General features: G+C 65.0%; 10 protein-coding genes. 2 read left to right on the top strand and 8 right to left on the bottom strand.

Annotated elements, in window-relative coordinates; translation table 11 throughout:
* Nucleotides 1–49: 49 nt before the first annotated feature.
* The 8 genes from ACFE65_RS16185 to ACFE65_RS16150 all read right to left on the bottom strand — a co-directional run bounded on the left by ACFE65_RS16185 (nucleotide 50) and on the right by ACFE65_RS16150 (nucleotide 9,047).
* Nucleotides 50–394, bottom strand: coding sequence for a hypothetical protein (locus tag ACFE65_RS16185; RefSeq protein WP_375383396.1), 345 nt, complete (start codon nucleotides 392–394; stop codon nucleotides 50–52).
* Nucleotides 391–1,101 carry an AAA family ATPase gene (locus ACFE65_RS16180; RefSeq protein WP_375383395.1) on the bottom strand — a complete coding sequence of 237 codons (711 nt, stop codon included), beginning with the start codon at nucleotides 1,099–1,101 and terminating at the stop codon, nucleotides 391–393. Before ACFE65_RS16180 ends, ACFE65_RS16185 begins: the two co-directional genes overlap by 4 nt.
* A 409-nt stretch (nucleotides 1,102–1,510) precedes the next feature.
* Entirely contained in the window at nucleotides 1,511–1,789 is a 279-nt protein-coding gene (locus ACFE65_RS16175; RefSeq protein ID WP_375383394.1) for a hypothetical protein, read from the bottom strand.
* 290 nt (nucleotides 1,790–2,079) lie between these two features.
* Nucleotides 2,080–2,526 (bottom strand): hypothetical protein, encoded by a 447-nt coding sequence (locus tag ACFE65_RS16170; protein ID WP_375383393.1) that lies wholly within the window; start codon nucleotides 2,524–2,526, stop codon nucleotides 2,080–2,082.
* A gap of 44 nt (nucleotides 2,527–2,570) precedes the next feature.
* Nucleotides 2,571–3,131 carry a DUF2726 domain-containing protein gene (locus tag ACFE65_RS16165; protein ID WP_375383392.1) on the bottom strand — a complete coding sequence of 187 codons (561 nt, stop codon included), beginning with the start codon at nucleotides 3,129–3,131 and terminating at the stop codon, nucleotides 2,571–2,573.
* Between the two features lie 8 nt (nucleotides 3,132–3,139).
* Entirely contained in the window at nucleotides 3,140–6,391 is a 3,252-nt protein-coding gene (gene mobF, locus ACFE65_RS16160; protein WP_375383391.1) for a MobF family relaxase, read from the bottom strand.
* A gap of 3 nt (nucleotides 6,392–6,394) precedes the next feature.
* Nucleotides 6,395–8,767, bottom strand: a complete 2,373-nt coding sequence (locus ACFE65_RS16155) for a type IV secretion system DNA-binding domain-containing protein (RefSeq protein WP_375383390.1) — start codon at nucleotides 8,765–8,767, stop codon at nucleotides 6,395–6,397.
* A complete protein-coding gene (locus ACFE65_RS16150) occupies nucleotides 8,754–9,047 on the bottom strand; it encodes a hypothetical protein (protein ID WP_375383389.1) in 294 nt (97 codons plus the stop codon). Before ACFE65_RS16150 ends, ACFE65_RS16155 begins: the two co-directional genes overlap by 14 nt.
* Before the next feature lie 559 nt (nucleotides 9,048–9,606).
* Between ACFE65_RS16150 and ACFE65_RS16145 the strand changes: the two genes are divergently transcribed.
* Both ACFE65_RS16145 and ACFE65_RS16140 read left to right on the top strand, forming a co-directional pair.
* Nucleotides 9,607–10,716, top strand: a complete 1,110-nt coding sequence (locus ACFE65_RS16145) for an exonuclease SbcCD subunit D (protein WP_375383388.1) — start codon at nucleotides 9,607–9,609, stop codon at nucleotides 10,714–10,716.
* Nucleotides 10,713–13,343: an AAA family ATPase gene (locus tag ACFE65_RS16140; protein ID WP_375383387.1), complete on the top strand. Its 2,631-nt coding sequence runs from the start codon at nucleotides 10,713–10,715 to the stop codon at nucleotides 13,341–13,343. Before ACFE65_RS16145 ends, ACFE65_RS16140 begins: the two co-directional genes overlap by 4 nt.
* Nucleotides 13,344–13,477 lie beyond the last annotated feature (134 nt).

Raw genomic sequence — 13,477 nt, 5'->3', positions numbered from 1 at the left:
AGGCCGCCGCACAACACGCGCATGTCCGATCAAGAACGCAACTGTAATGCTAGGCCTGCTTGCCCCCAATCTGCTGATCATAAAGCAGTTGGGTCGCCTCCTCGATCACGTCGGCTAAGGCGCGTTTGCGATTCTGGTGCAGGTCTCGGAGTGCGTAGAGCCTCTCCGCGGTTTCCGGATCGACCCTGACGTTGATCGGAATGTGCCGGTTTCCTGTCTGCCGCGCAGGACGCTGGAAGGTTCCTGACGGTGCCCGCGCTGCGCTGGGCGGTGCCGCTGGGACTGCCGGCCGTGATGGGAAGCCGGCGTCGTCGCTAATTTCCCGAAGCTTCGCCTCGTCTTTCTTCGGCGGGGTCTCGTCAAAATCGGTAAGGTCTATACGCGCCCTGGTCATGCCGCCTCCCTTCTCGCCCGTGCTGTACGGAGACGTTCGATAACTGCTTCAGCGTACAACTCCGCATTTTCGATTGCCGACTTCATGTTGCCAACCCCGCGGGCGCTGATCGTACGGAGGGTTCCACCAGTGGCGAACATCGCCCGGTACGCCTCTCGATTGTAAATCATGACCGGGATGACCGGGATCTCCGCATCGGTGAACTGGTCCGCAATATCCCGTTGATTATTGGAGCGGAGCGCGGGCGGGATCTGACTGAACAGAATAGCGAAGTCGATCTCGGTTTTCGTGCCTCTCGCCGTCTGCTTGACAAGCTTGATTGCTCGAGCCGCTTGCGTCGCGTCGAGGTGCGAACCCTTGCACGGTATCAGCACTAGGTCGCTCTGCGCTATCGCGAAGGTCACCGTGGCGGTAGCCGCGCCTTCTAGGTCCACCAGCGTGAAGCGGGCCTGAGTGGTGCCCTTCTCAATTTCATCAATAATCGCATTCTCATCACGACAACCGACGACGGAGATGGCGTCAGGCTTACCTTCGAGCGCGGCCCAAGCGACCAGGGGAAGGTTTGGGTCGGCGTCAATGATGCGGATCGTGGCATTCGCCTCTGCAAGCTCGCCGGCGAGGAGAAGCGTCGCTGTCGTCTTGCCGACACCTCCTTTCGGCGACACGAAGCTTATTACTGGCATATTGCTACCAACTAGCTCCCACATTGCACCTAGCATTCAGCGTGCTTGCCACCCGCTTGCATCGCGCAGCCTTACCGCAACTAAGTAGCGACTAGCAAGCGGCGTCGTTGCAACCTGCACGCGAGCGAGCTGATGGCAGATTGCGGGCAAACCGCGTGATGGTGGCCACGTGGTTGCGGGATAATGGCCGGTTGATGGCTGCGTGGATGCTATCTGGTTGCTAGCAACCTGCTCGCTCATAGCTAGCAGGCGGCTTCGTTGTAGCGGTCAGGTGCCCAGGGTTGCATCCCGAGGCTTGTGCGAACCCCGTCCTGGAAGGTGCCAGCGGAGAGATCCCCACCAGATTACCGTGATTGATGGTTCAGTGCAGGAAGAGGCGCTGCACCCAGTTAATCACTTACGCATGCGATGGCGCTCGCGCATGCAGTCGCGATCATCGAGCCCCATCGCGGCGCCTCCTCAAAGGCCAGCTGGCCACGGCGGTCCGGCGGTGATGGATCCCGGCAAGCTGCTGGGTGAGCGGCGCGGTCAGCTCGGCATAGTAATCCGCGACCATCTCCCCCTCGGGGCAGGTCGGCGCGATCGACGCGGCGGCAAGCACGAGATGCGTCGCCGCACTCGGGTGGGTCCGCATGAGCTCGCCGGCCCGCCTGCGCAGCGTGTCAGCGAGATCGGACAGCGTCTCGGTGCTGTGAACGCTATTGAGAGACATGGGGCGGCGCTCCAGCGGCGGGATGTGGAGGGGAGGGGGGCTCAAATACCGGTCCTTGGCCCGCCCTCCCGGCACCGACGATCGCGCACCCGACCGCCCACGCCAACGTGAAGAGTCCAAGCGCAAGGGCGAGCCAAGCGGCCCGTCGGGCGCTCCGACGGTTCAGCACCTTCGGCGGTGAGCTGACGACCTCGTCGCGGCTTACGTCCCATCGCAAGCCATCCACAATCGAACCGTCTATCCTGCGGACACTCCCGGTTCGTAGAGACGCCCGATTCATGTAGTCTCAGTCAGCGAGCCCTATGGTCTCTTTCTCCTCTGTTATCGGATGCCGACATCCACTCGGCCTGCGGCGCCAGAGGCGCGGAGGCACGCTGTCGATCGACAATTGACGGTACGCCCCGACGCGGTGGCATGACCTCGTCGACCGCCCAGAACACAGCCATGAGCATGAACGGCGCGAGCGTAAAGCCGCCGGCGAAGCTCAGCCCCAGCCGGAGGACGAACTGCCATAGCGTCAGCCCGGGTGGCCGGAGGCGCGCTTCGCCAGCGAGCCGCTGTAGATGGTCCGCGGCTTCCTCCATCGAGCGCCGGTTGGCGCCGACCGTGTCCCGCACGAGGTTGTTGGTGGGCGAACCGTCACCCACCAACATGAGGGTGAGGTGCTGGCTGGCCATGTCCGACGCCAGCTTTCGCATGATGTTGGCATGCTCCAGCAGCACCTCGGCCTCCGTCATCGGCGCTGGCAGCTCGGAAGGTGCAGGCGCAGGGCGGCAGAAGTTCATTGCGCCAAGCCCCGACCGGCCGGGGCAGGGGAGGGGAGCAGCGATGCGACTGCGGCGTGGACGTCCCCGAAGGTAGGCCGAGCCTGTGCAGGAATGCGGATGGTGCGGTAGCCGGCGTGCCCCGTCATGGCATCGCGAGCGAGATCGCGCGCAAGGACGTGGCTCCAGTCGTCCACCTCGATCAGCGCGAGGATCACGCCGGACGCGCGGTTCTGCGCCACGAAGTCGACAATCTTCTGCGAAAAGGCATTTCGGTCGGACAGGCGCCGTCGGCGCAGAGGGCTGTCAGGTGCCTTCAGCAGCGCGCCCATCGCGACCTGGGCATGGATGCGGCAGTGAGGCAGGGCACGCTCCAGCGCCACCCGCATGACCTGCTCGCGCCCGGTCAGGAAGCGTTTGGCGACGAGGCGCGGCGGTCCGAACCGCAACCCGGCACCCTGCAGCATGATGGCGAGGGTCATCACCACCACAATCGTCGCAAACGCGCACGCGGCCAGGTGGACGACGATGTAGCCGAACCAGCTGTTCGGATGGCCGGTCGTGAGGAGCTGGGTCATCGGTCGGCTCACAAATCCAGGTTGAGGTTCTTCTCGGGCAGGCCCGGTGTCTGGCGGTCACGCGCCTGGGTAGGCAGCGACACCCGGATGCTCAGGTCGTGCTTGTCGACCGAGCCAATCGTCAGGTCGTCACCGCTGACGCGAGCGGCGATCTCCTGAGGATCGTCGCGCCATTCGTCCCACCGCTTGCTGTCGTGGTCGTTACCCTGCTCGGGCCTGATCTCGTGCTTTGACCAGTCCGTTTCAGACGGTCCCATCTGTGGCAGCTCGGCGTCGGCCGAGAGATTCGGGTCCGGCAGGATGATGCGGTTGCTCTCGGCTTCGTCCGCCATCGCCACCGCGGCCGAGAGGGCATCATCGGCCGCCCCGGTTCGAGCCGCCGGGCTGTCAACATCGAGCTGTTCGAGGCTTTCGAGCGAGGACGTCTTGTCGCCGGCGTTTCGCTCCAGTTGCCCCGACAGCTTCCTAATGTTGTCGGTGATGACCTGGATGCCGTCGCGCACGCGGGTGACGCCGACGTTGAACAGGCGCTGGTTCGACAGGTTGCGCTCGTAGCTGAGCAACACCTCGATCGCGCGATCGGCGGTGACGCCCTGCGCCTGGTGCATGTTGAGGGCGTAGGCGAGGTCGAGGCGGGCAAGCATCGGGTCGGACGCGCCCAGCGTCAGCGTGTTGCCCGACGCGAGCCGGATCGACACCGCGCCATCCTCGATGCCGGTAACGGTCGCCTGCGCAGAGTTATGGATCCCGCGAGGCTTGTCGTTCTCGGTCCAGCGGATCGTATCGCCAGCGCTGATCTCGATGTCCTTGGTGGTGCTGAGCTCCAGGCGGTCGCGCTTCGCCAGTGGATCTATACGGCGCGGGTCGAAGCGGACTCGCCCGCTTGGTCCCTGCAGCTCGACCTTGCCATTCTTCAGAACGCCGCTGACCTCGTAGAGGCCGCGCTTAAGGCCGACCTCCTGGACCTGGCCAGTAACCCGCAGCCACAGCTTGCCGTCACCGCCATCCCGCGTCATTTCGGTCAGCGCCGTTCCATAGGTAGCGGCATAGCGCATCGCCTCGCGCGTGATGTGCGTGCTCTCATGCACGGTGACGGTCAGCGCCTCGCCGATCAGGACGCCCTCGGCCGAAAGGCCATCCTGCACGATGCTGTTGATCTCGGCGCGGGTGGTGCGGCCCGACGCGAAAATCGCGGTCGACGATCGCTCCTCGGTCGGCAGCGCCAGCCAGCGGCCAGCGGCCTCCTGCACCGGATCCTCGCGCTCGACGACATCGTCGCCCAGCACCCGCAGCGCTTGCGCCGCCTGCCCAAGGTTCGCAAGCGCGGCGACGGTGCGGAGCTGGTCGGTCCGCTGACGGATGTTCTGGTCCATGCGAGCCGTGGTGGCGCCGGCCGCCTGGACCATGGCCAGACCCTTGCCCCAGTCGACCGGGAGCAGCTGCTGCTTGTCGCCGATCCAGGCGGTCTTCTCGGCGCCGAGCGCGGCCGCGATCGTCAGCACCTTCATCATATCGTCGTTCGACACCATCGACGCCTCGTCGATCACGATCGTGGTGTTGCTGAGCTCCGCCCGCTTGGCCTGCGCCTCCGGCGTCCGGGGGTTGGCGACGTGCCGCTCGTTTTCCCAGATGAAAGAGGCAATGGTCTGCGCCTCCAGCCCGATCTCCTCCCGGAGCGCGTTGACCATCTTGTTGGCCGGCGAGAGCCCGAGGATCCGCTTGCCCTCGTCGGCCGCGAGCGGCGCAACCGCCTGCAGCATCGTGGTCTTGCCGGCACCAGCGACGCCCTGGATGACTACGCTGCGGTCGGGGCTCGACACGATCAGGGCCGCTGCGGCGAGTTGCCCGGCGTTCAGTTCTTTGGGCGAGACCGCCTGCAGGCGCGCCGGGGCGTCGGCTGCGGCCACCATAGGGGTAGCCTTACCCTTTTCGCTCTCAAAGTGGGCGATGATGCGCTGCTCGGTCGCGAGCGCGTCCGGCGTGGTGATCGCGTCGACCAGCGCCCCGTTGACCCTGATCTGCCCCGGCAGCAGCTTTCGCTGCTCCACCAGCCGCCCGATGCGGGTGGTGACTTGATCGATCGTCACGCCCTTCAGGCCGAAGTCCAAGGCGGTCTTCGCAACCTGGTCGATCTCGAAGGCCGCCTCGCGCTGGCCATGGACGCGGACGGCCGATGCCACGGCGAACTGCGCGTTGGCGGCTCCGACCGACTGCGCGAGCCGGACGATGCCCTTGTCGACAAGCGGATCCGGCGAGCGCAGCAGGCTGGAGAGGGTGTCGCGCGCGGCGCGCACGGCCTCACCGATCGCGTGCGCGCCGCGTTCCAGCGGGCTCATGTCTTCCCGTGGCCGGGACGCCACCAGGGCCGCTTCGAGCAGCTCCTTGCCATCGAAGCCTAGGGCGGCGGCCTTATCGATCCATTGCTGGACCAGGTTGTCGCGGTCCTCGATGTTCAGCTTGGGATCGCGGGTGCGAGAGGTGACCTCGCGCAGGCCCTGCGCGCTCTTGATGCCGAGCCGCTCGGCTGCCGCCAGGATGTCGGCGCGGCGCTGGCTGTTGGCGTCGATCACCTCCTTCGGCACCCCGACGATCTCGAACGTGCCGTGCTTACCGGTCAGCTCGGTTTGGTAGCCGAGCTCCCCCAGCTCGGCGCGGAGATAGGCATGGTAGATCGCGCCGATAACGCTGTTGCTCGACCAGATCCGATCGGCGTGGAGCGCCTGCCACTCTCCGTCGGATCCCTTGGTCATGTTGGCGATGATGGCGTGGATGTGCGCCTGGGGATCGAGCGCGCGCGACGTGTCGTGCTGGAAGAGAGCGTAGACCAGGTTGCCGGTGTTGACGGCGCTGGTCTTCCCGTCGACCGTCTTACGCGCCTGGGCGAGGTTCTTCTCCACCCAGGCCATGGTCTTCTGGACCGCCGCGGTGTGCGCACCATCGGGTCCGAGGATGCGCTTGTCGCCGGCGATGTAGGCCATGATCGAAACCGACTTCGGTGCGGAAAAGGTGAGGTCGACGCCGGCGCGGCGGTTGACGCGATCGTCGACCGACATGCCTTCGGGCAGCTTGCCTTCCAGCACGTGCCGAAGCGCCTCCTTCGTGACCGCGCCGGTCAGCCCCGCTGAGGCTGCACCGGCACCGCCCCACAGGCTCACATCGCCGGCCTTCTCGTCGGTGTAATATTCTCCGCTGACGAAGTCGTCCTTAGTAAAATATTTGGCGGCGCCGGAGGCGGATCGAACGGACGCGACGGACAGCATCGACTACATGCCCATGCCGTCATCGCCCGCGCTGAAATCGTCGCGCGCCTCGCGGATCGCGAGGTCCTCCGATCGTTCAGGCGCCGTGTAGTCCGACCGCGACAGGTCGATGGTGCGGCCAGGGCGAGCCGGCTGGCTATCCATTCCTCGCGAGCGGTCGTCGCGTTCGTCATCGTTCGATCGGGAGGGGGACGGCAGACCTAGTGGCGCGTGATGGTGGGGCAGGGGATCGGTACGAACCGTCGCTTCGAGCGGCATCCCTTCAGCGTCTCTGGACTGCCCCTCGCTGGGCGCTGACAGGATGTTGGCTGCGAGCATTCGGTTCGTGTCCGCGGCTGGCTGCAGCTCCATCTCGGTGAAGAGCGACTGACCCCGCCCGGCATCCTCGCCTTCTCCCTTCTTCGCTGAACCACCACCTCCGCGAACAGGCGCGCTATCGGCCTTTGGCTCGACCGGTGGCCGGCGCACGAAGCCCTCGGCGACCTTGGGATAGCGCTGCCACTCCAGGCGGATCGGCGCGGCCGGAAAGCCCTCCGGAAACTTCACGAAGCCGTGGAGCTTGGGCAGGTTGGTGATGTCGTCGGCGATGACCAGCGGCTCGACCTGCTTGCGGGGGGTCAGCGTGGAGGCGTCGCGGGTGTTGTTGTAGCCGTAGCTGTACCCCTCATCCATCTGCCGGATCTCGCGGTTGCCGATGAACTGGGAGCAGACTTCGGCGGTGTCGTGATTGGCGGCGGCAAGGATCAGCTTCGTGCGCGCGAGCGACGACAGGTTGCGCGCGTTCTCCTCGCCATAGACCTGGATCAGCTTGTCGAACGAGTGGAGCCCGAGCACCATCGCACCGCCGAAGTTTCGGGCGGTCTGGAGGCCGTTCTCGATTGCCGGCAGGCGGTGGAGAGCACCCAGCTCGTCGAACATGAACCAGGTCCGCAGATCGCGCGTGCGCGGCATCGTCATGAGCGAGTGGATGGCGAGGTTGGACCAGAGCGTGAGCAGCGCCCGGTTGAGCTCGAGATCCGTGTAGGTGGAGGTGATGAACAGGATCGAGCCGGGCTTCTTCTCGCCGGTCATCCAGTCCTTGATTGAGTAGCGCGTGCCGGTATCGGGCAGGAAGCGCAGCGCCTGCGCGTTGGTGTTGAACACGGCGCGGATCGACTCCGCCATGCGGGCCGCTTCGGGCGCGGTCAGCGGATCGGCGATGGTGTCCTTGAGGTACTTGTGAACCTGCTTGAGGTCGGCGGTCATCAGGTGGTCGGCGAGTGCCTGGTTGGTGGTCTCCTTCTGCTCGATCAGCTTGACGCACATCTCGACGAACAGGGTGCGGGCGGCGAGCGCCCAGAAGGGTTCGGCCGAGCCACCATCGGAGGGGATCAGGGCTGATGCGGCGGCGGTCAGCTCACTATAGGTTCGGCAGTCGTTGAAGATGCTCCAGGCCGGGCAGCGGGCATCCATCGGGTTCAGGATCGTGTCCCGTCCGGCATCGTAGAACGCCTCGACATAGGCACCGGTCATGTCGAACACGACGGCGCTGTCCTGGCGCTGCCGCATCTGCGCGATGCAGGCCGAGAGCGCGGTGGTTTTGCCGGCGCCCGTGGTGCCGAGCAGCATCGTGTGGGACTGCTCCAGACGGTGCGGGTAGGGGATGCCGGCAAGGCTGTAAGGATGGTGGATCCCGCCAGCCTTGCGCGCCCCGAACGGGAGCTTCAGGACCTCATCCGCGGTCTTATCCGGGAACAGGGTTCTGGCCTCCGCTACGAACTCTTCCCTGTTGTGCTCGGCGATCTCGCGGAACAGCGTGTCGCGGTCGGTGAGAGTGGCGCCGCGCTCGTGCCGCTCCTGCACCATCGCCTTGCCCCGGCGTGCGGAGAAGTCGACGTACCAGACCGACACGGGGACGGTCAGGACCGTCGCCAGCAGCATGGACGACAGGAGGTCGTGAATGCCCTTGAACCAGGCGGCTGCGACCGCCGGCACATAGGGCACGTAACCGATCGCGGTGCTGCGGGTGTAGCCGCCCGGCATTTTGAGATTGACGTGGTGCAGCGGGTCGGCGCCGACCCATGTCCAGACGGTCGACAGCGCCCGCATGCAGATCAGTTGGAAGTGCATCTCGGTGAGGCTGAGCGAGACGATCGCAAAGTAGGCGATGGCGAACAGGAGCAGCCACAGCAGCACGGGCATCTTGGCGCCCTGCAGCCACATCAGCACCTGGGTGTTGAGGAGCTGGCTGCCGCGGGTGAAATTGCCCGAGTTTCGGGGCAGCTCGCCGCGGGCCGACTGATGCTTCAGCGGAAGCGGGCGGCCGTCATCGCGGATGTCCTTACGCTTGTCCTTCTTCCGGTCCGGCCGGGGCTTTTTCGGATCATCGCGCGCCATGGTAGCGCTCCATCCGACGGTTCGTCTCGGAGACGATCGCCTCGATCATTTCGGGGTGTTGTTCGCGAATGATCGTGTCGAGCGCGACCTGCGAAAACTCGCTGATGCGATGGTGCCGCAGGTCGGAGTCGGCTGCTCGACTGGTGCCGCTGAGATATTGCTCGACGGCCGTTCGCAAGACGTCGGCCAGAGACCGGCGTTGCCGAGCAGCCGTTTGAACCAGCAGCTCGAACTGCCGGGGATCCAATCGGATCGATCTTTGAACAGTGGATCGCTTCACTCAAACCTCCTAGCAGGGAGGCTGGTGGACGCTCGAAAAGCAGTTGCTTATTAGCTCATCGAGGCGACATCATCAAGTGAAAACGGGCGCTTGCAGGAAATCCCGATCCCATCGTGATCTGACTAAGTGTCTGCTATTGAGGACTTTTTATGACGATCCCAATGGGATCGTATGGCGATCCCACTGGGATCGCAGGTCTAGTCTCCCCCAAGTGGCTGTAAAGTCACGGGAAAGGCAAGCTCCGCTTGCGTTCGGTGTGCCGCAGATATGGGCCATTTACCCCATATTTGTTCGACCCCGACGCTTCTGAGCCTATGACACCTTTCCGGTGATTCTGCGAGGCTTAGACGCGCGAAGGCGCGACTTTTTACTCGACGCGTCATTGCCGCTTGCATGGCGTGTTCCGTGTTTGATCTGAATTGGGGAGCAAATAGCCATCAAGAGAGGGCAAACTGCCGAGCCCTCATGGGCCCTCTCAAAAGCCTTCCGTGCACTGTGACCGTTCGCTAGACGTTCCGTTGAATTTTGAGCGGCTCAGGCGTCCGCAAGGGAGTAGACAGTGCGCGTTCTGCACAGTGCCGACTGGCAGCTCGGCAAGGCGTTCGGCCGGTTCGAACCTGATCTCCGGGCCGCGCTCGCCGAGGCCCGTTTCGATGCGATCGACGCGATCGGCCAAGCCGCTCGCGCCCATGATATAGGCCATGTGCTAGTCGCCGGTGACGTGTTCGACACCGAAGGTCCGGAAGACCGCACCATCGTCCAGGCGCTGTCACGGATGGGACGCTATCCGTGCCGCTGGTGGCTGCTGCCGGGCAACCATGATTACGCGCGCAACGGTGGCCTGTGGGACCGGGTGAGGGCGCGCCAGACGGCCAATGTCACGGTCCTGACCGAACCCGATCCGCAGGAGCTGGAGGACGGCGCCTGGCTGTTGCCGGCGCCCCTGACGCACCGTCATAACCTTGAGGATCCGACCGCGATCTTCGACACGGTGGAGACGCCGGGAGCCCGGCTCCGCATTGGCATTGCTCACGGCTCGATCCGGGATTTTGGATCGCGGGGAGAGGCCAACAACCAGATCCCTCCTGATCGAGCCGGGCGCTCCAAACTCGACTACCTGGCGCTAGGCGACTGGCACGGCGTACTCGAGGTCGGCAGCCGTACCTGGTATGCAGGAACGCCCGAGACCGATCAATTCCAGCGTGATGTTCCGGGGCATGCTTTGCTGATCAATTTCGAGGCTGGGGAGGAGCCTAGTGTGACCCCAATCCGGACCGGCCGCTACCAGTGGCTGATCCGTGAATGGCGGGTCAATGATGCGGCCAGCTTCGACGCGGAGTTGAATCGATTGATGGGCGAGGTTGATCCCGCCGCAACGCTGCTCCAGCTCGCGCTGATCGGCATCACCAGCATGACAGACCGGGTCGCCATCCTCGGCCGGATTGAGCACGATCTGCGGCACCGGCTCCGGCATCTCGACCTGCGCGCCGATGACTTGGTTGCCCGGCCAAGCGACGAGGATCTCGCGTCGCTGTCAGGCGAAGGGATGCTGGGAGCTGCGGCGGCCAAGCTGTACGCCAAGGTCAGGGCGGGGGAGGGGGATGCCGCGCTGGCCAAGCGCGCGCTCGAACGCCTGTTCGTCGAACATATGAGGGGCGCGGCGGCGTGAGCCTCAAGCTGCGGCGCATCACCGCCAACAATTTCCGCAAGTTCCGCTCGCCGATCACAATCGACGGGCTGACCGATGGCCTCAACATCGTCATCGAGCCCAATGAGACCGGCAAGTCGACGCTGCTCGAGGCGATCCGGGCGGCCTTCTTCGTGCCGCATCGCTCAGCCACCCAGCTGACGCGCTCGTACCAGCCGTTCGGCGAGAATGTCGCGCCCGAAATCGAGGTCACCTTTGACGCTGCGGGGGCGCCGTGGACGGTCGCCAAACGCTTCCTCAAATCACCGTCGATCGAGGTGAGGGGGCCGGGTGGCAGGACCCAAGGTGATTCCGCCGAGGAGCAGCTTCAGGCGCTGCTCGGCTTTGAGCGGGACACCAGCCGTAACGGGGACGTCACCGCCTATGGCGCGCTCGGGTTGCTCTGGGTTGGGCAGGCCGAAGCGCTTGCCGTGACGGCGCCGGGCCGGATCGTTCGCGACACGATCCAGGCGACCTTGGAGGCCGAGGTCGGCACGATCCTCGGCGGTGCCGCCTACGAGCGTGTTCGCGAACGGGTCGACCAGCAATTTGTCGTTTACTGGACCGCGAAAGGGTCGCCCGGTGGCGAGCAGAAGGCCGCGAGGGAGCGGCTCGAGCAGGCGCAGCTGAGTGCACGCGAAGCCACCAGCAAGGTCGAGGTGCTGGAGAAGAGTTTCGCGGCGCTGGATGCTGCTCGCGGACGTCTCAAGGTGCTCCATCGCGAGATGGCCGATACCACCGATGCGGACAGGCGCGCCGATCTCGTCCGCTCGCTCGAGATTGCGCGTGCAGCCGCCCAGATGCTGGCACGGCGCAAGGCCGAACATGAGGTCGCCAGCATCCGGGTGCAGACGCTGGATGAGGCGGTGGTCCGCCATGCCGCCGCTATGCTGGCTCGCGACAAAGCGCAGGTCGCTCTGGGGGCGGCGAAGGCGAGCAGGGCGGAGCGTAACGAGGAACTGACGGCGGCAAGGCACAAGGCCGATACCGCTCGCGCGACGCTTGTCAAAGCGCGGGCCAACCGGCAGCAAGCCAAGGCGGCGCTCGTGGAGGCTGAACAACACGCGGCCACCTTGCGACGTCACCAGGCGGTAAGGTCCGCCCGCATCCGGCACGAAGCCGTCATCGAGTTGGAGCAGCGCCTTTCCGTCGCCAAAGCGACGGCGGCGACCATGATCGCACCAGAAGCGATCAGCCGGCTGGAGAAAGGCGAGCGGAGCATCGCCGAAGCGCGGGCGGAGGTCTCGGCCGGCGCGACCACCATCGAGGTCGTCGGCTCGGCACCCGACGTCTCAATCGACGGAAGCCCAATCAGTGGCGAGCGCCGTGTCCTGACGCGCGAGACGCGCATCGGCTTGGGCAACGGGGCCGAACTCATCATCCGCCCACCAGCGTCTGCCGGAAGCGCTGAACTGCGGCTGGCGGAAGCAATCGCTCGCCACGATGATACGCTCGCTGAGTTCGGCGTGGAGAGCATCGCTGTGGCCCGCCAGCGCAACGACGCGGCTCGAGATGCGGCCGGCGAGGTGAAGACGCTTTCCGCTCAGTTGGACGCGAGCGCACCCGCTGATCCCGAACTTGGACTTATCGCCGGCGTGCCCGCGCTCAAGCTGCTCGTGGCTGGCTTGCCACCAGTAGTCGAGGGGGACAGTAGCGATGAAGAAATACCGTCGGCTCGTGCTTTCGGGTATGCCGTCGACGCTACCGAAACCGCGCTAGCCCGTGCCGAAGGTGCGCAGGAAAGTGCGGCGATGGCGCTGAGCCTCATCGAGGAACAGAATCGACCGCTAGCAGCCAGCGAAGCGGGGGCGGCCAGCGATCTTCAGAACGCCGCGAGCCAGCTTGGCCAAATCGAGGAAGGAGAGGGGTTCGCGAAGCGTCAACGGAATCTCAGCGGGGCCAGGGAGAAGGCAGCGGAAGCGGCGACGGTCCTGAACGAAGCCGAGCGCAATGCCGTCGCCCACGATGTGCGTTCAATCGAGCGTGGGATCGCCAATATCGACGCGCGTCAGGCTGGTGCCAGTGAGGCGCGCCGAAGGCTGGAGACCGATATCGCCAAGCTGGAGGGCACGATTGAAAGTGAGGGAGGGAAGGGGCTTGCCGAACGCGCTGCCGTAGCCACCGAAGAGGCCATTGCCGCCGAGCAAGCCCTAGCCCGAACTATCGAGGAGGCCCAGACGCTCAAGCTGCTGCGCGACACGTTGGAAGAGGTTCGTACCGAAACCTCTCGGACCTACGTTGGCCCGGTCACGGCGCGCGCCAAGCGACACATCGAGCGTCTGCTGCCCGGCGCCGACCTCGTCTTTGCCGACGATCTTGGGCTCGCGGCTATCAGCCGCAGCGGATCGCCAGAGGATTGCGTCAGTCTGTCACGTGGCACGCAGGAGCAGCTTGCAGTTCTCACCCGGCTTGCGATCGCTGACCTGCTGAGGGAAGAGGGGCGACCAGTGTCGCTGATCCTCGACGATCCGCTTGTATATGCCGACGATACCCGGTTGGATCTGATGACCGAGATCCTGACCGAAGCAGCGCAGCACATGCAGGTCATCATGCTGACCTGCCGCGAACGGGCGTTCCGCCACATGACCGGCAACCGACTCGTTCTTTGATCCGGCCTCGAATCGATATTGACCTTGAGTTTATTTCGCCCAAACGCACCCAGTGCTCCGACTGGATTCAACGGTTTTCTGGTGGATGCACGAACCCGCTGCGCGGGAGGGTGGACGCGGCACGGTTGAGTTGA

Source organism: uncultured Sphingomonas sp. (genome assembly GCF_964237335.1).
Lineage (GTDB): Bacteria > Pseudomonadota > Alphaproteobacteria > Sphingomonadales > Sphingomonadaceae > Sphingomonas.
The sequence above is the reverse complement of the archived record's forward strand: the minus strand, read 5'-3'. Positions and strand labels throughout refer to the sequence as shown.

What these genes read in the sequence shown, in the direction of transcription:
- ACFE65_RS16185 (WP_375383396.1), bottom strand. Translation starts at nt 394, where the DNA reads ATGACCAGGGCGCGTATAGACCTTACCGATTTTGACGAGACCCCGCCG.
- ACFE65_RS16175 (WP_375383394.1), bottom strand. Translation starts at nt 1,789, where the DNA reads ATGTCTCTCAATAGCGTTCACAGCACCGAGACGCTGTCCGATCTCGCT.
- ACFE65_RS16180 (WP_375383395.1), bottom strand. Translation starts at nt 1,101, where the DNA reads ATGTGGGAGCTAGTTGGTAGCAATATGCCAGTAATAAGCTTCGTGTCG.
- ACFE65_RS16170 (WP_375383393.1), bottom strand. Translation starts at nt 2,526, where the DNA reads ATGACGGAGGCCGAGGTGCTGCTGGAGCATGCCAACATCATGCGAAAG.
- ACFE65_RS16165 (WP_375383392.1), bottom strand. Translation starts at nt 3,131, where the DNA reads ATGACCCAGCTCCTCACGACCGGCCATCCGAACAGCTGGTTCGGCTAC.
- ACFE65_RS16155 (WP_375383390.1), bottom strand. Translation starts at nt 8,767, where the DNA reads ATGGCGCGCGATGATCCGAAAAAGCCCCGGCCGGACCGGAAGAAGGAC.
- mobF (WP_375383391.1), bottom strand. Translation starts at nt 6,391, where the DNA reads ATGCTGTCCGTCGCGTCCGTTCGATCCGCCTCCGGCGCCGCCAAATAT.